13 protein-coding genes are annotated in these 20,534 nt (G+C 46.4%); 2 read left to right on the forward strand and 11 right to left on the reverse strand.

What is annotated here, in order from left to right:
- The first annotated feature begins 191 nt into the window (after positions 1 to 191).
- Positions 192 to 971, forward strand: coding sequence for a TSUP family transporter (locus H5300_RS01015; RefSeq protein ID WP_004734975.1), 780 nt, complete (start codon positions 192 to 194; stop codon positions 969 to 971).
- Here the strand turns inward: H5300_RS01015 and H5300_RS01020 are convergent.
- The 11 genes from H5300_RS01020 to gltB (H5300_RS01070) form a co-directional block, all read right to left on the reverse strand.
- Positions 922 to 1,767, reverse strand: coding sequence for a LysR family transcriptional regulator (locus H5300_RS01020; RefSeq protein ID WP_102453233.1), 846 nt, complete (start codon positions 1,765 to 1,767; stop codon positions 922 to 924). The genes H5300_RS01015 and H5300_RS01020 overlap by 50 nt on opposite strands.
- Before the next feature lie 134 nt (positions 1,768 to 1,901).
- Positions 1,902 to 2,483 carry a flavodoxin family protein gene (locus H5300_RS01025; protein ID WP_182795262.1) on the reverse strand — a complete coding sequence of 194 codons (582 nt, stop codon included), beginning with the start codon at positions 2,481 to 2,483 and terminating at the stop codon, positions 1,902 to 1,904.
- A 248-nt stretch (positions 2,484 to 2,731) separates the two neighbouring features.
- Positions 2,732 to 3,349: a TRIC cation channel family protein gene (locus H5300_RS01030; RefSeq protein ID WP_004734978.1), complete on the reverse strand. Its 618-nt coding sequence runs from the start codon at positions 3,347 to 3,349 to the stop codon at positions 2,732 to 2,734.
- Positions 3,350 to 3,423: 74 nt separating this feature from the next.
- On the reverse strand, positions 3,424 to 4,293 hold the full coding sequence (btuF, locus tag H5300_RS01035) for a vitamin B12 ABC transporter substrate-binding protein BtuF (protein WP_102440851.1): 870 nt from the start codon (positions 4,291 to 4,293) through the stop codon (positions 3,424 to 3,426).
- Between the two features lies 1 nt (position 4,294).
- A complete protein-coding gene (locus tag H5300_RS01040; RefSeq protein ID WP_102440852.1) occupies positions 4,295 to 5,248 on the reverse strand; it encodes a cobalamin biosynthesis family protein in 954 nt (317 codons plus the stop codon).
- A gap of 10 nt (positions 5,249 to 5,258) precedes the next feature.
- Complete coding sequence (gene mtnN, locus H5300_RS01045; RefSeq protein ID WP_017090520.1) at positions 5,259 to 5,954, reverse strand: 5'-methylthioadenosine/S-adenosylhomocysteine nucleosidase; 696 nt, start codon at positions 5,952 to 5,954, stop codon at positions 5,259 to 5,261.
- A 127-nt stretch (positions 5,955 to 6,081) separates the two neighbouring features.
- Complete coding sequence (locus H5300_RS01050; RefSeq protein ID WP_065207238.1) at positions 6,082 to 6,510, reverse strand: DUF1499 domain-containing protein; 429 nt, start codon at positions 6,508 to 6,510, stop codon at positions 6,082 to 6,084.
- Between the two features lie 177 nt (positions 6,511 to 6,687).
- The gene (locus tag H5300_RS01055; RefSeq protein WP_029224682.1) at positions 6,688 to 8,100 is read right to left on the reverse strand and encodes an FAD-dependent oxidoreductase; all 1,413 of its coding nucleotides are present in this window, start codon (positions 8,098 to 8,100) and stop codon (positions 6,688 to 6,690) included.
- Positions 8,101 to 8,116: 16 nt separating this feature from the next.
- Positions 8,117 to 12,580, reverse strand: a complete 4,464-nt coding sequence (gene gltB, locus H5300_RS01060; RefSeq protein WP_182795263.1) for a glutamate synthase large subunit — start codon at positions 12,578 to 12,580, stop codon at positions 8,117 to 8,119.
- A 430-nt stretch (positions 12,581 to 13,010) separates the two neighbouring features.
- Positions 13,011 to 14,480, reverse strand: a complete 1,470-nt coding sequence (locus H5300_RS01065) for a glutamate synthase subunit beta (protein WP_182795264.1) — start codon at positions 14,478 to 14,480, stop codon at positions 13,011 to 13,013.
- Positions 14,480 to 19,027, reverse strand: coding sequence for a glutamate synthase large subunit (gene gltB / locus H5300_RS01070; protein ID WP_004734986.1), 4,548 nt, complete (start codon positions 19,025 to 19,027; stop codon positions 14,480 to 14,482). Before gltB (H5300_RS01070) ends, H5300_RS01065 begins: the two co-directional genes overlap by 1 nt.
- Before the next feature lie 530 nt (positions 19,028 to 19,557).
- Here gltB (H5300_RS01070) and H5300_RS01075 point away from each other — a divergent pair.
- Positions 19,558 to 20,511, forward strand: coding sequence for a TIGR01212 family radical SAM protein (locus H5300_RS01075; RefSeq protein ID WP_017084781.1), 954 nt, complete (start codon positions 19,558 to 19,560; stop codon positions 20,509 to 20,511).
- Positions 20,512 to 20,534: the final 23 nt, after the last annotated feature.

Raw genomic sequence — 20,534 nt, forward strand, 5'->3', positions numbered from 1 at the left:
CGCTGTTAAGCGGATATAAATGCTCAAAGCCCACTCTTCGGAGTGGGCTTTTTTATGTCTGTCATCTGGCGAAAGTCTGGTAATGGCTAAATGATGAAAATTTGGAATAGGTTACAATCTTGTGTTTCGTTGTTGATTGTTTGCTCACGGTGGTAAGTTGTCGCTTCACGAGAATTTAAGGCGTTGGGTATATGGAAATCACTCTAGAAATATTGGCTATCTTGTTTGTTGTTGCAACGGCAGCAGGCTTTATTGATGCAATGGCTGGCGGCGGTGGATTATTGACTCTACCAGCATTGCTAGCGGCTGGAGTACCACCAACGCAGGCACTGGCAACCAACAAACTTCAAAGTTCTTTTGGCAGCTTCTCCGCCAGTTGGTATTTCGTACGCAACGGTATCGTTAGTATTAAAGAAATGCGCCTCGCGATCTTCTGTACTTTTATTGGGTCTGCAATTGGCGCCGAGTTAGTGCAGCATATTGATGCGAGCTTATTGACGAGCATGATCCCCTTACTGCTTATCGCGATCTCTCTCTATTTCCTATTAGCACCCCAAACTAGAGCGTCTGAAGGTAAGCAAAAGATGTCTGAAGCCGTGTTTGCTTTGTGCATTGGTGGCGGTGTTGGTTTCTACGATGGCTTCTTTGGCCCAGGAACGGGTTCTATTTTCACCGTCTGTTTTGTCGCTATCGGCCATTTCTCTTTAGTGGATGCAACGGCACGTACTAAGGTTCTTAATTTCACTTCGAATATCGCAGCTTTAATCTTCTTTATTTTGGCTGGTTTACCCATCTGGGAACTAGGCTTAGTGATGGCGGTTGGTGGCTTTATGGGCGCTCAGCTTGGCGCTAAAGTAGTGGTGACAAAAGGGCAGAAATGGATTCGCCCCCTTGTGATCGTGATGTCGATGTTAATGGCGTCTAAACTGCTTTGGGAACAGCATCAACAATGGATTCTATCAGTATTTTAACTCGCGGAGATTGATAGCTGTTCGGCCTTACACAGATATGAATAGGTCGAATTAACCCCTCTAATTCAGCGAAGCTAAATAGGTATTGAGGCTCAATATTGAGTGTCTTTACGATAGAGAGCGGGATCAAAGCCGGCCCCGTTCCTCCCAACGCTAGCTGGGCTGCTGCGGTGTAGGCATCCATCTCCATCAAGGGTTTGATGCCAAACTTTTCAAGCACAGATAACTGATACGAGTTTGCCGGATTGGTCATGTCGTTAGTAATGACCATTGGAGGAAGCTCCGTTAACGGCGACTTACTTACTATGTAAAACGGCTCATCAAACAGGTGGAATGTCATCAACCCATGATGCGGCGGCAGTAAACCAGCACACAACCCTAAGGTCGCCTTGCCAGATTGCACTCGCTCTATGATTCTTGGGGTATGGTTAGTGGTAATGGTGATGTATTTATCTTGCTGGATAAATTGGCCCATCATCTCACCTAGATAACCCGCGATCAGCGACTTAGAGCTATCTAAGGTGATGAGAGTGGTATCTTCCAACTCTTGCTGCTCATAAATAAGACCACGAAGCTCATTGAATGCAGGGCCGATACTCTCGATTAATGCAATCGCATCTGGCGTCAGTTTGATCTGTCGACCACTCGGTTCTATGAGTTTCTTGCCTAACTTCTTCTCTAAATTAGCAATCCGTTTGCTGACCGCTGATTGGCTGATATAAAGCAAACTGCCGGTGCGGCTCATGGTTTTTGCTTTACTTAAAACCAATAGAGTTTCGATTCCTTCGAGTAGCATTGAGTTATATTCATGAAAGTTGGGAATGATTAAACCAAGTTACCTCAAACGCCATTCATTCTCTAGTCTGAGCTCATAGATATCAGACCAGCTAGGTGTTTTGACGTTAGCTCGTTAATTAGGAAATTAGCTCGTTAGGTTTTCTTAACTAGACTCGCGATGCGTTGGCCAAAATAGAAAGCGGTTTTAAGATCATTACTATTGATGTGATTATCGTTGCTCTCAGCCGTCTGATCATCACTGGCGACCAAACCAATACTTGAACCGGTGCGATTCAAACCTAAATCATCAATATGCTTTGAGATATCAAGCCCTGCCCAAATCATGCCATGCTGACAAGCCAGAGTGAAAAAGCTCAGTAGGGTTTGCTGTTGTTCACCGTTAAGGCTACCACCAGTGGTAAAGCCTGCTGCGAGTTTATTTCGCCACGCTTTCTTACAGTAGCTATCACTGCTCGCATCCATAAAGCTCTTAAATTGAGCTGCTGGTGAGCCCATGTAGGTTGGCGCGCCAAAGATAATCGCATCACAATTGTCTAATGCGCTGAGCTTATCGTCATTGTCATATCTTCCTTCGACTATTTCAGAAGAGAGCACCTCGATGAGCAGTGCTGAGTTAGATTGTTGAGTGTTAATGCCTTCTGCGATTGTCTCAGCGACTTGCTTAGTCGCTCCATTCTTAGAGAAGAAAACAATGCCTACTTTATTGATACTCATCTTGAACTCCTTATTGGCAGACTATATTAGTAAACAAAATAATTTATAAAGTTATTTGTTTATTAATATAGCCTGTGAATTAGATAAGTAAACAAAAAACATTACTAACCTAGTGGTGAATGAGTTAATGAGCTAACTAGAGTGTTAGGAAAGGAGGGGATCTTTGAATAATGGAAATAGAGGGGATAAGTACTTTGAAAGCGAATTAAAAAAGGCTCCTTTGCGGAGCCTCTTAGTCATCGTTCTATCTATTTGATAGCGAAGGTTGGCAATGACAAGTGCCAGCGAATAGCGCCAAGCCTAATCAATAGTGTTGTGAACACACCGGCCAAAAATGCGGTTTCTGAATCGTGCCCCATGAGAATCGCCATGGTATGGAAAGCACCACCAATGATACAAGCCGTGGCGTAGACTTCACTTCTTAAGATCATCGGCACTTCACGGGCAAGCACGTCACGGATAATACCGCCACCACAGCCTGTGATAACACCCATGATAATAGCCACTAATGCCGAGTCTTGATAATTCAGCGCTTTCTCAACACCAATGCCAACAAATACGGCTAAGCCTATCGCATCACATACCGGCAATATCCACCAAGCCAGACGTTTAGGACGTCTTACAATAATCATGGTCAGCAAACAGGTAGTGATAATGACCCAAAGGTAGGTGGTATCGGTGATCCAAAACACGGGAGTCGCACCCAATGCCATGTCACGGATAGTGCCGCCGCCAATCGCGGTCACGCTGCCTAGAACGGCTACGCCAAAGGGGTCCATCTTAAGACGGCCAGCGACAAATACGCCTGAGACAGCAAAAATGGCAGTGCCAAATAAATCGATAATATAAAGCAGCATGGAGTCCATGATACTGGTGCTCTTATAGTTAAAATTGTAGGGACAGGTCGGTGGCGAATTGTACGAAAAAACGCAGCAAATAGTTAGTGATTTTGCCTAGCTCTATCGAAGAAATCGCATACTTGTTGGATCGCTTTCAAAGTTCTCGTTGTCGGGCGATTAATCCAGTCAGAATTGAGTGACCAAATCTGATTTTGAGCGACTGCTGGGATCTCGTCCTCCCAAGTTTGCCACATGGTTCCATTCTCAATTGCGTGCTGAGAAGTGAAGATCACTTGCGGTTTCCTTAATACAACTTGTTCAATACCAACTTGTGGATAAGGGGAAGCACTGTCTTCGAAAATATTCTGGCCGCCACAAAACTCAAACACCTCACTTGGCCAGTGCCCTTGAGCGACGGTGATGATCGGCTTTTCACTTAGCTGATAAAAGTAGTTTACGGGTTCGGCATCTTTATATTTTAGTCTCAATGCGTTGAGTTTTTCTTTGTACTGCTTGGCATTGTTTTTCCCAATACTCGGATCACTGGAGTATTGGCTGAGTTGTTCAATATTGGTCGCAATGCTGTCTAGGCTTTTGGTTTTCGAGTAGTAAATATTAAACCCAAATTGCTCTAGTTTCGCGAGTTCTCTGGGCGGGTTTCCCGCTGGCCACGCAAGAATCAAATCAGGTTGCAGTGCGATGATCTTCTCAACCTTGATGCCTTGATAGTTTGCCACTTTTTCAAGCTGGTCTGCTTGTGGTGGGTAATCACTCCGCTCACTTACCGCAACAAGGTTATCACCTAAGCCAGCACTGTACGCGAGTTCAGTGGCGTGAGGAGCAAGGCTTACTACGCGTTGAGCTGGCTGTACTTTTTCTGGAGTCAGCGATGTTTCTTCCGCAAATGATAAAGGCAGCCATAAGCTGGAAGACAAAAGAGTAAGGCTTGTAACAAGTGCTGAAGGTTTCACTCTAAATCCCTTGGTGAACAAATAGTAAGATTAGGCTTTGTAAAAATATCCAGATAGCAATACGACCAAACAGCAGCTTCTGAACCTGAGATAGATGCAGAGCTGATGGGGCGATTCTTCCACCCAATTTTGCGCGAATGGCTTTGGTGTTGTTGTAAATAGCAGGGCCACCCAATGATAATTCCAGCTTGTTGCCAACGGCCGTGATCAACCAAGCAGGCCCAGGCAGTGGCCAAGAACGGCTTTGGGCAAGCATCATCTTGGATGTGTGCATTGCTTTATCACCACATACGATCATCAAAGCAAACAAACGCATCGGTATGAATTCTAGGATAGCGACTATCTTGATAGCCGTTGAGCCGAACGGAGAAAATTGCTTGCGACTTGGCGACCAAGCTCGAGCTAACTCGACTACAAGGCGATACATTAAAGCCGCAATTCCACCACCAATGGCGTACCAGAATAAAACACATACCACATTGCGAGCGTAACCCATGATGATGGTTTCAGCAGCGGCTTTGCCAAGCCCAAGTGATGACAGTGATTCAGTTTGACGATTTACAACCGGAGCCAGTAACTGACGAGCGGCAGCTTTATCTTCTCGACCAAGCGCTTTGATCAGCTGATTTGCTAGCTTTTCATTATTGCGCCAATCAATCGCCAGTAATAACAGCGCTAATTCAAACAGTTGAGATTGCCAAACCAATGGTTGCAGTGCCAATAGAATTATCAGAGTCGGCAGTACCATTACGCCCCAGGCTAATGTGCCCGAGATTAAGCTTTGGGAATAGTTTTGGTTGTTATTAACCTTGCTTGCTAAAAGCTCAGCAAACTTATGCCATAAGGTCGTAGGGTGTGCGGCATGGGGGATAGGTAAAATCAAATGAAAAAGCAGTGCTCCCCACATTACAAGGAGCACGCCATTTGCAAATACCTGATCAAACAGTGTTTGCATGTCTAGTCGCTTACTTTAGTAGGGCAACCATCTTGATAACCATTTCTGAAGAGCTTTGAGCTGCTAGTGGCAGGAACTCTTCGAAGCTCATTGGTGATTCTTTGTCTGCAACGTCAGATATTGCACGAACAACCACGAATGGTACTTGGAATTGGTGACAAGCTTGAGCGATAGCCGATGCTTCCATCTCTACAGCAACCACTGATGGGAAGTGCTTGCGGATGAACTCTTGGCGTTCTGCTGTGCAAACAAATGCGTCGCCAGTACAGATAAGACCGCGAACAGCGTGCTTATCTTCCATTTGCGCTAGTGCTTGTTCAGCAACAGCCATCAATTTGTCGTCCGCTTTGAACGCTGCTGGTTGACCTGCCATTTGGCCGATTTCGTAACCAAAAGCTGTAACATCTGCATCGTGGTGACGAACTTCAGTTGAGATAACCACATCGCCAAGGTTCAGTGTTGAATCAAAACCGCCAGCAGAGCCCGTGTTCAGTACTACGTCTGGTTGGTATTCGCTTAGTAGGATTGAAGTACCCACTGCAGCGGCTACTTTACCAATGCCTGATTGAAGCAAAACAACGTCAACACCATTTATCTGACCAGAGAAAAAGGTACAACCGCCTTTATTAACTTCAGTAATGTCTGAAATTGCTGCCTTTAGGATCGCAACTTCTTGCTCCATTGCGCCAATGATGCCGATTTTCATGTGTAGTCTCTTAATAAATAATATTTAAACAGTAGAGCGAAATTGTAGCATGGATAAGAAGTGTCGAGCGACTGCCCAGAGGCACTTCTCATCCGAATAGCAGCGATTTATCTGCGTATTCTTTTATCTATTTGATCAGGCCTTCGCTTTTTAAGCTAGCGCGAAGTTGTTCAGCACGCTTTCGGTTTACGCCAAAATCAGAGTGACCAGTACGAGACTCTGAACGCACGATCAGTTTGCCATCAGTGATCTTAAGTTCTAAGTCATCGACAAAGCGCATGATGCGAGAAGTACATTCAACACGCAGGTAATCTTCTGTTTTACTCGCGGTTTTCGATCCCGGTAAGGTTAGCGCAACCTGCTCAATCGCATCTAAGTTTGCTGAATCTGATAACTCAAACGCGGCCAATGTATGCTGTTCACGGTCATCTTGAGTTGATACGCAGTTTGGTTTGTCTCCACAAGGTGATGAAGTTCTGTCTTTCATGTCCGTGATTCCTTGGCTACAAGCGGTTAAGGTCAAAAGAGATAGAGAAAGGAGAGCGGCTTTTTTCATAGTGTTTCCTATGGCGTTGTTTTAGTTTTAATTCTAGTTATCGGTATTGGTTCTTTTGCGATTGTTCTAATTATTTATCGTTGTGCTTGTCATCAAACGTATCGAATTGAAAAAGGATCCATGATTGGATCCTTTTTTATAGTAACGAACTGAGTAATAAAGGAAACCCTACACCAATCACACTTCTAGGTAGTCCAAGATCCCTTCTGCTGCTTTACGGCCTTCATCGATAGCGGTTACCACTAAGTCAGATCCTCGAACGGCATCACCACCTGCAAAGATCTTACTGTTGGTGGTTTGGTATTGAAATTCTTGTTTACCGGGAGCCTTGATGCGACCCCATTGGTCGAGCTCTACACCAAATGGTTCTAGCCACTCCATTGCATGAGGTTGGAAACCAAATGCCATGATAACGGCGTCTGCTTCAAGAACATGCTCACTGCCTTCTACGGGTTCCGGACGACGGCGACCTGCGTCATCGGGTTCACCTAGCGCCGTTTTCACCACTTTGACGCCAGTAACATGACCAGATGAATCGGTTTCCAATGCTAATGGCTGAAGGTTGAACATGAACTTCACGCCTTCTTCTTTTGCATTCTTCACCTCACGGCGAGAGCCTGGCATGTTGGCTTCATCTCGGCGATAAGCACAGATGACGTTAGCAGCATGCTGACGAATAGACGTTCGTACACAGTCCATCGCGGTATCACCACCACCAAGCACAACCACTTTTTTGCCTTTCATGTCGATGAATGGTGTTGGGTTGTCCAGTTCCATGACCTTGTAGGTATTGGAAACAAGGAAGGGTAGGGCATCATAAACGCCCGGTGCTTCTTCGTTGTCTAACCCAGCACGCATATTTTTATAAGTACCGACCCCTAAGAAAACAGCATCATAGTCATCGACCAATTGTTGTAGTTGAACGTCTTTACCGACTTCGGTATTCATCTTAAATTCGACACCCATACCACTAAAGATACGGCGGCGGTTTTCCATGATGCCTTTCTCGAGTTTGAACGATGGAATACCAAACGTCAGTAGGCCTCCGATCTCTGGGTAGCGGTCAAATACTACAGCCTTCACACCGTTTCGAACTAAGATATCCGCTGCTGCAAGGCCTGCTGGGCCTGCGCCGATGATCGCGACCTTTTTGTCGGTCCATTCAACGTGAGACATATCTGGCTTCCAGCCCATCTCAAACGCTTTGTCATTGATGTATTTTTCAATGTTGCCGATGGTTACTGCGCCGAAATCGTCGTTGAGGGTACAAGAGCCTTCACATAGACGATCTTGAGGACAAACTCGTCCGCAAACCTCAGGCAAGCTGTTGGTTTGATGGGACAGTTCAGCCGCTTCGATAATGCGCCCCTCATTGGCAAGTTTGAGCCATTGAGGGATGTAGTTATGGACTGGGCACTTCCATTCACAGTAGGGGTTACCACAGTCTAAACAGCGGTCGGCTTGTGCCTTAGCTTGTTGCTTCGTGAAAGGTTCGTAGATCTCTACAAACTCAATCTTACGTATCTTGATTGGTTTCTTCGCTGGGTCTACGCGATTCACATCAATAAATTGGTATACATTCTGGCTCATGATTGGCTCCTTCCAATTATTGCGCTTGAACACGAAGTTCAGCAGAGCTGCGGCTTTGGTGACCGAGCAAGGTGTTGAGATCCGCCGTCTTCGGCTTCACTAGGTAGAACTTTGGAATCCATTCATCAAAGTTCGCCAGAATAGCTTCAGCGTGTACTGAGCCAGTCTCTTCTAAGTGCTCCGCAATCAAGCCGCGCAGGTGTTCTTGGTGGATAAATAGGTCCGACAGAGAAAGTGCTTCGACCGATTCGTTGTTTACACGGCCTTGGAAGTCTTCATTCTTATCCATCACATAAGCAAACCCACCTGTCATACCGGCGCCGAAGTTCACTCCGGTTGCGCCAAGAATGGCAACAATACCACCGGTCATGTATTCACAGGCATTGTCACCTGCACCTTCAATCACGGCAACGGTGCCTGAGTTACGCACGCCAAATCGTTCGCCTGCAGTACCAGCTGCAAATAGCTTGCCTCCGGTCGCACCATACAAACAAGTGTTACCTATGATGGTCGCTTCGTTACAAACAAATGCAGTGCCTTGGTGAGGTTTGATAACCACCTTACCGCCTGCCATGCCTTTGCCGACATAGTCATTGGCATCGCCTGTCAGATATAGCTCAACGCCGCCAGCGTTCCAAACCGCAAAGGATTGGCCTGCTGTGCCATCGAGATACAACTTAATTGGTGACCCCGCCATACCTTGGTTCCCGTAACGTTTGGCAATTTCGCCAGAGATACGAGCGCCAATCGAGCGATCGGTGTTGATTACGTTGTAGTAAAGGCTGGTGGATTGACGTTTCTCAATCGCATCAATGGCATCATCAAGGATCTGTTGGTTGAGTTGCGCTTTATCAAATGGTGCGTTTGGCTCGGTCCAAAACAGTGGGTGACCTTCTGGAGATACCGGAGCTTCGAGTATTGAAGAGAGATCGAGTTTACTCTGTTTCGCAGTCAGGCCTTGAACGGCTTCAAGTAGATCCGTGCGACCAATCAGGTCTGTCAGTTTTTCGACTCCAAGTTCTGCAAGGTACTGGCGAACTTCGTCGGCTAGGCCGGTAAAGTAGTTCACTACCATGTCTGGCAGGCCTTTGAAGTATTCACGGCGTAGTGTTTCATCTTGAGTCGCAACGCCCGTTGCACAGTTGTTTAGGTGACAAATTCGTAAGAACTTACAACCCATCGCGACCATTGGCGCAGTACCAAAACCAAAACTCTCTGCACCTAAAATCGCGCCCTTGATAACATCGAGTCCGGTTTTTAAACCACCATCGACTTGCAAGCGGATCTTATGGCGTAGGCCATTGGCCACCAGTGCTTGTTGAGTTTCCGCTAAGCCAAGCTCCCAAGGGCAACCTGCGTATTTTACCGAGGTCAGCGGGCTTGCCGCGGTACCACCGTCGTAACCGGAGATCGTAATCAAGTCGGCATAGGCTTTCGCCACACCAGTAGCAATGGTGCCCACACCCGGTTCCGATACTAACTTCACTGAAACCAAGGCTTTAGGGTTCACTTGCTTAAGGTCGAAAATAAGCTGCGCTAGATCTTCGATAGAATAAATATCGTGGTGCGGAGGAGGGGAGATCAGTGTTACCCCTTGAACTGAGTATCTCAGTTTGGCGATTTCTGCGGTGACTTTATGCCCTGGCAGTTGGCCACCTTCACCCGGCTTCGCACCTTGTGCAACTTTGATTTGCAGAACATCCGCATTGGTTAAGTAATGTGGCGTCACACCAAAGCGACCGGAAGCTATCTGCTTGATACGAGAATTACGATCAGTACCAAAGCGTCGTGGATCTTCACCACCTTCACCAGAGTTGGAGTAGCCTCCTAATCGGTTCATCGCCATGGCCAATGCTTCATGAGCTTCAGGGCTCAAGGCACCAATCGACATCGCTGCAGAGTCGAAGCGTTTAAAGAGATCACTGCTCGGTTCGACTTTTTCTAATGCTAGAGGTTGAGCTGCTTTTTTAAGGCTCATTAAGTCACGCAGCATGGCAGCAGGACGAGCATTAACTTGCTTCGCAAAAGATTGATAATCGGAGGTTTCGCCTGTCTTTACGGCGGTTTGTAAGGTACTGACTACGTCTGGGTTGTAGGCGTGGTATTCACCGCCATGTACGTATTTGAGTAAACCACCATGTTCCAGTGGTTTACGTTTAGTCCATGCTTTACGAGATAGGTTATAGATATCTTGTTGGAAGTCGCTAAAGCTAGCGCCTTGGATACGAGTCGTTACGCCTCGGAAACACAAGTCAACGACATCGGTATGCAAACCGACCGCCTCAAATAATTGCGAGCAGCGATAAGAAGCAATCGTCGAGATACCCATCTTCGACATGATCTTATACAGACCTTTGTTGATACCGTTTTGGTAATTTTGCAATGCAGTGCGATAGTCTTTATCTAATGAACCGTCGTCCAACATTTTGCCCAGAGCTTCATAAGCGAGATACGGGTAAACCGCGGTGGCGCCGAAACCAAGCAATACTGCAAATTGGTGTGGGTCACGTGCGGTTGCTGTTTCAACCACGATGTTAGCATCACAACGTAGGTTGGTGTCAGCAAGTCTGGTTTGCACCGCACCTACAGCCATCGCTGCTGGAACCGGGAGCTTGCCTTTCTCTAAGTGCTTGTCTGAAAGTACAATCAAAACAGCACCATCACGGACCTCTTGCACCGCACGATCACACAAGTCATTAATGGCTTGTTCGAGATCTTTATCAGCAGGATTATAGTGCATGCTAAGAATCGCGTGGCCGTAGTGTTTTTGATTTAACTGCAGAAGTTGCTGCATGTCAGAGTAGACCAGAACTGGCGAATTAAATGTCACACGGTAGGCGTGACCGTCTGTTTCGCAGAACACGTTCATCTCTTGGCCGATACTGGTGGCTAAAGACATAACATGCTTTTCACGCAGTGGATCAATCGGTGGGTTGGTGACCTGTGCAAACATTTGACGGAAATAGTCAGTGACGAGACGTTCTTTCGAAGAGAGCACAGCCATCGGCGTATCATCGCCCATCGAGCCTACGGCCTCTTGTCCCATATCACCAAGCACACGCAGTACTTGGTCCGACTCTTCGTTGCTCATCGCAAACTGTTTTTGGTAGGTCTTGAGCGTGTCATCGTCAAAGCTGCGCTTACCGACTTGCTCATCGGGCAGATCGGAAAACGGTGTGAGTTTGTGAACGTTCTTTTCCATCCACTCTTTATAGGGATGGCGACCTTTAAGGTCATTATCGATCTCGTTAGATTGCCACAGTTTACCGCGGCGCGTATCTATGACGAGTAGTTCACCCGGGCCGACACGCCCTTTCTCTGCCACTTCGTCTGGCGCGTAATTCCAGATGCCCACTTCAGATGCCAGCGTGATCAGGTTGTCTTTGGTAATCACATAACGCGCAGGGCGTAAGCCGTTTCTATCTAGGTTACACGCAGCGTAACGACCGTCAGAAAGGACGATACCTGCAGGGCCATCCCACGGTTCCATGTGCTTGGAGTTGAAGTCGTAGAATGCACGCAGATCGGGATCCATGTCTGGGTGGTTTTGCCAAGCGGGCGGCACGAGCATACGCATCGCTCGGAATACATCCATACCACCGGCAAGGAACAGGTCGAGCATGTTATCTAGGCTTGATGAATCTGAGCCTGTCTCATTCACAAAGGGTGCGGCCGTTTGTAAATCGGGCAGCAGTGGTGAAGAGAATTTATAGGCACGAGCTTTAGCCCACTGACGGTTACCTTCGATGGTATTGATCTCACCATTGTGCGCCAAATAGCGGAATGGCTGAGCCAGTGGCCAACGCGGCTGAGTATTGGTTGAGAAGCGCTGGTGGAACAGGCATATCGCCGATTCCATACGTAAGTCAGCAAGATCGAGGTAAAATCGCGGAAGATCGGCCGGCATACACAGGCCTTTGTAAACCATGACTTGTGTCGAAAGGCTACAAATATAGAAATCTTTGTCTTCGGTGATCTGTTTTTCAATTCGACGACGAGCGATATAAAGGCGTCGTTCAATATCGCGTTCACGCCACCCAGCAGGTGCCGAGATAAACACTTGCTGAATATTGGGAACAGAATCTTTGGCGATTGGGCCCAATACGTCGGTGTTGGTCGGCACGACACGCCAACCTGCAACGGTTAACGTTTCTTGCGCGAGCTCTTTATTGACGATGTCTTGCGCGGATTGCGCTTTGATTGGGTCTTGGCTGAAGAAAATCATGCCGACAGCGTATTGCTTGCCGAGCTTGAAGTTATTCTCTTCTGCAATAATTCTGAGATAAGAGTCTGGCTTCTGTAACAATAAGCCACAGCCATCTCCTGTTTTACCATCCGCAGCAATACCACCACGGTGTGTCATGCGATCGAGGGCTGAAATAGCAGTTCGTACCAACTTATGACTCGGTTGGCCTTCCATTTGCGCTATTAAACCAAATCCACAGTTGTCTTTTTCAAGACTAGGATCATATAGAGCCATTGCAATTCTCCCTTTTGCTTCTCTGTCATCCAGACAGTAAATGACTAACTATTCATATACTTGTTATTTTTTATAAGCTTATAGTTTGTCTTTAGCTAGTTAAAACGTTATTGGTTGTGTTAACAAAACCTATTGGTTTTATTTTCACCAGCTTTACAACGTATAGCTAATTGTGTTTAAGGTCAAGTTCATGGTTAATTATCATGCGTAAACGCGATTAACCACGTAATAATCTAAAATAGTAGAATGATATCAAAGGGATATAAAAGGTAGATGTTAATGGGATTTAACATGTGCAACGAAGGGAATGTCCCAGGAGCCGTAAGGCAGATAGAAAAAAGGCTAGCATCGAGTGCTAGCCAAACATAAAAGTTAGGAAGGGTGTTGCTTTTCCTCTAGGCTAACGTCATCGACGTTAGCCCGAGAAATATTATGCGGAAAGCATGAGTGAATCAGCTTTTGCTTCTAAGTTTGAGTTACCCATTAAGAAGTCATCAATGGCAATTGCACATTCACGACCTTCATTAATACAACGTACAACCAGAGACTGACCAGTACGCATATCACCAGCAGCGAAAACGCCTTTCTGGTTCGTCGCAAAACCTTCAGAAGCGACGTTACCGCGCTCGTCCAGTTTAATGTCTAGTTGAGCAAGCACGCCTGTAGGCTCTGGGTGTAAGAAGCCCATTGCAAGGAATGCCATGTCACATGGAATAACACGTTCAGAGTTCGCTACTTCATCAAAACCTGGACGTTCGCCTGGTTTTGCGTCTTGCCAAACGATGTCAGCGATACGTAGACCCGTTACTTGACCTTGATCGTCGCTAATGAACTCTTTGGTTAAGATGTTCCAATGACGTTCACAACCTTCTTCGTGAGAAGTGGTGGTTTTCATGATCATTGGGTATTGAGGCCAAGGCATATTTGCAGGGCGTTTCTCTGGTGGGATCGGCATGATCTCAACTTGAGTAATGCTTGCTGCTTTATGACGGTTTGATGTGCCTACACAGTCAGAGCCTGTATCACCACCACCGATAACCACAATGTGCTTATCTTTAGCGTGAAGCTCTTGTGTCTTAAGATCTAAGTCGTTGGCACGGCGATTATTTTGACCAAGGAATTCCATGGCAAAATGAACGCCTTTAAGCTCACGACCTGGGATTGGTAAGTCGCGTGGAACCGTAGAACCACCCGTTAGCAATACCACATCAAACTCTTGGCGTAACTGTTGAGCATTAACATCAACACCGATGTGTTGGTTAACTTTAAATTCAACGCCAGCTTCAGCCATTAGGTTGATCTTACGATCAATTACGTCCATACCCAGTTTGAAATCTGGGATACCGAAGCGAAGTAGACCACCCACTTTCTCGTCACGTTCAAATACCGTTACCGAGTGACCGGCACTGTTTAGCTGCTCAGCTGCGGCTAAGCCTGCAGGGCCTGAACCGATAACTGCGACAGTTTTACCTGTGCGAGAGCGTGGTGTTTTAGGCTTTGCGTACCCTTCACGGTACGCAGTTTCTACAATCGTTTTCTCGATATTACAGATAGTGATTGGGTCTTGGTTGATGCCAAGAACACAGGCACTCTCACAAGGAGCAGGACAAACACGACCTGTAAACTCAGGGAAGTTATTGGTAGAGCTAAGAATGTTCCAAGCCTCTTCCCAGCTGTCGCGATAAACAGCGTCATTGAATTCTGGGATGATGTTACCAATCGGACAGCCGTTGTGACAGAAAGGTACGCCACAGTCCATACAACGAGATGCTTGAGTATTGATCTTTTCACCAAACTCTTCGTTAAGTACGAACTCTTTGTTGTCTTCAATTCGAACTGACGGGTCGAGCTTCTTTGGAAGCTCACGACCGTGTTCTAAAAATCCAGTAGGCTTACCCATTATACTGCCTCCACTTCTTCCGTTTGTGCCTGTTGTGCTTCAGCTTTACGCTTTTGAAGAACCGCTTTGTAGTCGCGAGGCATTACTTTAACTAGCGATGCAACACTTGCTTCAAAGTTGTCTAGGAAAGACTGAGCAACTTCACTTCCTGTGAATTCAACATGCTTAGTTAGCATATCCAGTAGAAGATCTTTATCTTCTTGTTCAATTGGATCTAGGTCTACAAGTTCTGCGTTGAGCTTAGTCTCGAAGTCACCTGCTTTATCCCAAACATAAGCGACACCGCCACTCATACCTGCAGCAAAGTTACGACCCGTTGAACCAAGGATAATTGCCGCGCCGCCAGTCATGTATTCACAACCGTGGTCACCAACACCCTCAACAACAACCTTCGCACCAGAGTTACGAACACAGAAACGTTCGCCAGCCATACCGCGAATGAAAGACTCACCAGAGGTTGCACCGTAGAAACATACGTTACCAACCACGATGTTATCTTCAGCAACGATAGTAGATCTTGCATCTGGGTACAGTACCAACGTACCGCCAGACAGACCTTTACCCCAGTAATCGTTTGCGTCGCCTTCTACTTCGAACTTAACGCCTTTCGCAAGGAACGCACCGAAAGATTGACCAGCACTACCGTGGAACTTAACGTTCATTGGCTGTGGTAAACCTTGGTCTTTGTAAACCTTCGAGATTTCGTTCGACAGCATCGTGCCTGCTGAACGATCCGTGTTGATGATAGGGAACTGAGCGGTAACCGCTTCACCCTTCTCAAGCGCTGGGATTGCAGCCTGAATCAACTTACGGTCTAGAACGTCTTCAAGATTATGATTCTGTGTTGTCTGGTTGTAGATACCATCTTCTGCACGAGCCTGCTCAATGTGCAGTACCGGTGTTAGATCTAGATTCTTGTACTTCCAGTGACCGATGTCATCACGAACTTTAAGTTTGTGCGATTGACCAACCATCTCATCGATAGAACGGAAGCCAAGTTCAGCCATTACTTCACGTAGACCTTCAGCCATGTATTGGAAGAACGTTACTACGTCTTCTACGCGGCCGTCGAAACGCTCACGAAGAGTTTTGTTCTGTGTTGCGATACCAACAGGACATGTATTCTTGTGACACTTACGCATCATGATACAGCCTTCAACAACAAGTGCTGCTGTTGCTACGCCCCATTCTTCAGCGCCAAGTAAGGTTGCAACTGCAAGGTCACGTGGTGTTTTCATCTGACCATCAGACTGAACAACGATACGGTTACGTAGGCCGTTTTTCAGCAGTGTCTGGTGCGTTTCCGCTAGACCTAGCTCCCAAGGCAGACCGGTGTGACGGATAGAAGACATCGGAGATGCACCCGTACCACCATCAAAACCTGCGATAAGTACTACGTCAGCTTTCGCTTTTGCTACACCTGATGCAATCGTACCTACGCCAGCTTCTGATACTAGCTTCACGTTTACACGGCCGTTACGGTTCGCGTTTTTCAGATCGTAGATCAGCTGAGCCAAATCTTCGATTGAGTAGATATCGTGGTGTGGCGGTGGAGAGATAAGACCTACGCCCGGAGTCGAGTGACGCGTTGCACCGATCCAGTCATCAACCTTATCACCAGGTAGTTGACCACCTTCGCCAGGTTTCGCACCTTGAGCCATCTTGATTTGCAGCTCATCAGCGTTAGATAGGTAGTAAGACGTTACACCAAAGCGACCAGAAGCCACCTGTTTGATTGCTGAACGTTCCCAGTCGCCATTTTCTTTACGCTCGAAACGTGCTGGATCTTCACCACCTTCACCTGAGTTTGATTTCGCGCCAATGCGGTTCATCGCGACAGCCAGTGTTGAGTGAGCCTCATGCGAGATTGAACCGAAGCTCATTGCGCCTGTTGCGAAACGCTTAAGGATTTTCTCAATAGGTTCTACTTCCGCTAGAGGAATAGAGCCTGCTGGGTTCTTGATGAAATCAAGTTGGCTACGTAGTGTTGCTGCGTTGTCGCCTTGAGCATCAACGGCGTTCGCGTACTTCTTGAATTGACCGTAATCTTTGTTACGCGTCGATTCTTGAAGTAGAGAAATGGTTTCTGGGTTGAATAAGTGCTTCTCACCACGTTGTTTCCACTGGTAAACACCGCCAACATCAAGAACTTGAGCTGGGATTTCACGAGCAGGGTAACCAACACGGTGACGAACTAATACTTCTCGTGCGATATCGTCGATCGTTAGACCTTGGATACGAGAAACAGTACCAGTGAAGTATTTTTCAACCACTGATTTACTAACACCAAGTGCTTCAAAGATTTGAGCGCCGTGGTAAGACTGCAGCGTAGAGATACCCATCTTCGAGAAGATCTTCAGTAGACCGCCGTTAACACCCTTACGGTAGTTATCGAATAACTCACGTGGATGAACGTTTGGATCTAGCTTCTTAGTACGTTGCAGTTCAACAATCGTTTCGATAACTAGGTATGGGTTAACTGCGTTTGCACCGTAACCAATTAAGGTTGCAAAGTGGTGTGTCTCACGAGCATCGCCCGTTTCAACAACGATGTCACACTTAGCACGTAAGCCTTTACGGATTAGGTGGTGGTGAACCGCGCCAACCGCCAGCATTGCTGGGATAGCTGCGTGGTTTGAGTTAACCGCACGGTCAGTCAGTAGGATGATAGAGTAGCCATCAATAACTGCATCTTCTGCATATTGGCAGATACGTTTAAGTGCGCGCTCTAACTTACCTTGGTCTCCGTTTGCTTGGAATACGATATCCAGCGTCTTCGATTGAAGGTGCTCATTATCGATTGCACGCAGTTTCTCTAACTCTGAGTTAGAAAGAACAGGAGACTCAAGTTCCACTTTTTGACAGTGCTCAGGTGTTTCAGCAAGTAGGTTCTGATCTTTACCTAGGTAAGTGTTCAGAGACATAACCATACGCTCACGAATCGGGTCGATCGGCGGGTTAGTTACTTGTGCAAACAACTGCTTAAAGTAGTTTGAAAGGTGCTGCGATTGATGAGAAAGAATCGCTAGCGGCCAGTCAGCACCCATTGCAGAAAGTGGCTCGTAGCCTGTTTTTGCAAGAGGGAGAATGATTTCGTTTACTTCTTCAGAGCTCACACCAAACGATTGTTGTTTGTGAAGCAGTTTCTCTGGAGAAGGTTGGTTAAATTCGTTGCTCGCATCCGGTAGCTTTTTCAAGCTCAGAAGGTTCTCTTCAACCCATTTTTCGTAGGGTTGCGACTTAGCGATACCGTCTTTCACTTCTTCATCAGAAATGATGCGGCCTTGCTCAAGGTCAGCAACGAAGATACGACCAGGCTGTAGACGACCACGGTATTCAACGTTTTCAGGTGCGATCTCAACAACGCCAGACTCAGACGCCATCACTAGGAAGTCGTCTTTTGTCACTGTGTAGCGAGAAGGACGCAGACCGTTACGGTCAAGAGTTGCACCAACTTGAACACCATCGGTGAAACATACTGACGCTGGGCCATCCCATGGTTCCATTACGTTCGCGTGGTACTGGTAGAACGCACGACGAGTTGGATCCATGTTTTTGTTTTCTTGCCATGCTTCCGGGATCATCATCATCAACGCATGCGGCAGAGTACGACCTGAAAGAACAAGCAGCTCAAGCGCCATATCGAAGTTTGATGAGTCTGAGCTACCTTCTTGACAGATAGGAAGCAGCATGTCGATTTCAGCTTGTGTAAACAGATCCGATTCTAGGATTGCTTCACGTGCTTTCATCCAGTTCAGGTTGCCGCGAACCGTATTGATTTCGCCATTATGCGCGATGTAACGGAAAGGCTGAGCTAGACGCCAACGAGGGAATGTATTGGTAGAAAAGCGAGAGTGTACGAGTGCTAGAGCTGTCACCATAGTTGGGTTTTGCAGATCTAGGAAGTACTGAGGAACTTGTTCAGTTGTTAGCTGACCTTTGTACACCAATGTCTTGTAAGACATAGAGTTGATGTAGAAGTCATCACCGATATTTGAAACGCTTTCTAGGCATACACGAACCGTGTAGTTACGTAGAACATACAGTTTACGCTCAAGCTCTTCTGGTGTGATACCAGGGCCGCCAGAAATAAATACGTGTTCAAATTGAGGTTCAGTGCTTAATGGGTCAGCACCAATCATTGAATTGTCAGTTGGAAGTTCACGGTAGCCGATAACTTCTAACTCAAGGCGTTGTGCATTGCGTTCTAGAATGTCACGACACTGTGCACGTTTGTATTCATCTTTAGGGAAAAGTACAACACCAACACCATATTTTTCAAAAGATGGCAGTTTAATTCCAAGCTTTACGGCTTCTTCTAGTAAGAATTCGTGCGGCTTCTGTAGCAGGATACCTGCACCATCACCAGAACACGGATCGCAGCCTTGGCCGCCACGGTGTTCCATACGTGCAAGCATATCGAGTGCTTGAGTTACTACATCATGAGATTTGCGATTCTTTAGATGCGCAACAAAACCGATACCACAAGCGTCATGCTCCAATTCAGGAGTATACAGACCCTGTGAGTTCTGCTCTTGATCTACCATAGATACATCCTTCCAGTTAAATCTAGGCGCAACTTATTTGTATTAAGTTAGCCTTGTCCTTTTATATTTATGGGTCTAAACCTGCCTATGCTGGCGGTTTGAATCCTTTCCGTATCTCGCAGGAAAAGTATTGCGAGAAAAACAATCCTTAGTGATATCCGTTTATTTTTAGCCACAAACTAGTGGTTTATATAGGTGGGATATGGGTATCACCGACTTATTGGCAAGTTTTAGATGTAAGTAAATACTCAAAAATAGCCAATATGTGTAAGTATCCTACAATTTTGTCTAGGCGAATTGCAATGAAAGTTGCTCCATGTAGACCATTTTTTTCGTTTTATTTTGAATTTAATGTCTAACAAATGTGCAACATTAGGCAAATAGAGCCGATTTTTTGCATGTTTATTGATATTTGATAGGTTGCTCGCAAAAAGCCTTGCGTAAACTAATTGGTCGAATTTTGCAGGGATGTAATTTTTTTTCAGAAAAAGACTGAGATTCATTTTTATTTACTTGAGCACTTTGAAAATATGCAATTACACGAGTTGGTTAATACTATCGGCCAAGACCTTCAACGTCGTTATGGCGAAAAGGTTCACAAGCTGACACTTCATGGTGGTTTTAGCTGCCCAAATCGAGACGGCACAATCGGTCGCGGTGGTTGCACTTTTTGCAATGTGGCGTCTTTTTCCGACGAACAAACTCAGATTCAAAGTATTGCCGATCAATTAAAAGACCGTGCGGGTGAGATTGCCCGTGCTAAGAAGTATCTTGCTTACTTTCAGGCATACACTAGCACTTATGCTGAAGTGCAGGTGCTCAAGAACATGTACGAAGAAGCCCTTAAAGCTCCGGGTGCCAATATTGTTGGCCTTTGCGTTGGTACAAGGCCCGATTGCGTGCCTGATTCTGTATTGGAACTGCTGTCGGGTTACGTGAAACAAGGCTATGAGATTTGGCTAGAGCTCGGACTACAAACGGCCAATGATAAAACCCTCAAGCGAATTAACCGTGGCCACGATTTCGCGGTGTATGAAACGATCACTCGGCGTGCTCGTGCTTTGGGGATCAATATATGTACTCACCTTATTGTTGGCCTGCCCAAAGAAACCAAAGCGGATAACCTTGAAACTTTAGATAAGGTATTAGCCGTTGGCACCGACGGTATTAAGCTGCACGGGCTCCATATAGTAGAGGGCAGTACCATGGCTAAGGCGTGGAAGGCCGGAAAGCTAGAAGCACCAAGCCTTGAGGAGTACATTGATATCGCGACTGAGGTGATTCAACGCACTCCAGCAAACGTGGTTTATCACCGAGTATCTTCTGCGGCGAGACGCCCGACGTTACTCTCTCCTTTGTGGTGTGAGAACCGTTGGTTAGCGATGACTGAGATTGGCCGTTCGCTTGATAAAACTGGCGCACAAGGCATCAAAACTGGCTCTGCATTCGAGTACACACTGCCCGTTTTAAACGCAGTCAATTGATAGAAAATGGTGACTGTCGGTAA

The sequence above is a fragment of the Vibrio sp. SG41-7 genome, from assembly GCF_014164465.1.
GTDB classification, from domain to species: domain Bacteria; phylum Pseudomonadota; class Gammaproteobacteria; order Enterobacterales; family Vibrionaceae; genus Vibrio; species Vibrio splendidus.

Excerpts from the sequence above, each read along its gene's own strand:
- H5300_RS01015 (WP_004734975.1), top strand. The coding sequence starts at position 192 with ATGGAAATCACTCTAGAAATATTGGCTATCTTGTTTGTTGTTGCAACG.
- H5300_RS01020 (WP_102453233.1), bottom strand. The coding sequence starts at position 1,767 with ATGCTACTCGAAGGAATCGAAACTCTATTGGTTTTAAGTAAAGCAAAA.
- H5300_RS01025 (WP_182795262.1), bottom strand. The coding sequence starts at position 2,483 with ATGAGTATCAATAAAGTAGGCATTGTTTTCTTCTCTAAGAATGGAGCG.
- H5300_RS01030 (WP_004734978.1), bottom strand. The coding sequence starts at position 3,349 with ATGGACTCCATGCTGCTTTATATTATCGATTTATTTGGCACTGCCATT.
- H5300_RS01040 (WP_102440852.1), bottom strand. The coding sequence starts at position 5,248 with ATGCAAACACTGTTTGATCAGGTATTTGCAAATGGCGTGCTCCTTGTA.
- mtnN (WP_017090520.1), bottom strand. The coding sequence starts at position 5,954 with ATGAAAATCGGCATCATTGGCGCAATGGAGCAAGAAGTTGCGATCCTA.
- H5300_RS01050 (WP_065207238.1), bottom strand. The coding sequence starts at position 6,510 with ATGAAAAAAGCCGCTCTCCTTTCTCTATCTCTTTTGACCTTAACCGCT.
- H5300_RS01055 (WP_029224682.1), bottom strand. The coding sequence starts at position 8,100 with ATGAGCCAGAATGTATACCAATTTATTGATGTGAATCGCGTAGACCCA.
- gltB (WP_182795263.1), bottom strand. The coding sequence starts at position 12,580 with ATGGCTCTATATGATCCTAGTCTTGAAAAAGACAACTGTGGATTTGGT.
- H5300_RS01065 (WP_182795264.1), bottom strand. The coding sequence starts at position 14,480 with ATGGGTAAGCCTACTGGATTTTTAGAACACGGTCGTGAGCTTCCAAAG.
- gltB (WP_004734986.1), bottom strand. The coding sequence starts at position 19,027 with ATGGTAGATCAAGAGCAGAACTCACAGGGTCTGTATACTCCTGAATTG.
- H5300_RS01075 (WP_017084781.1), top strand. The coding sequence starts at position 19,558 with ATGCAATTACACGAGTTGGTTAATACTATCGGCCAAGACCTTCAACGT.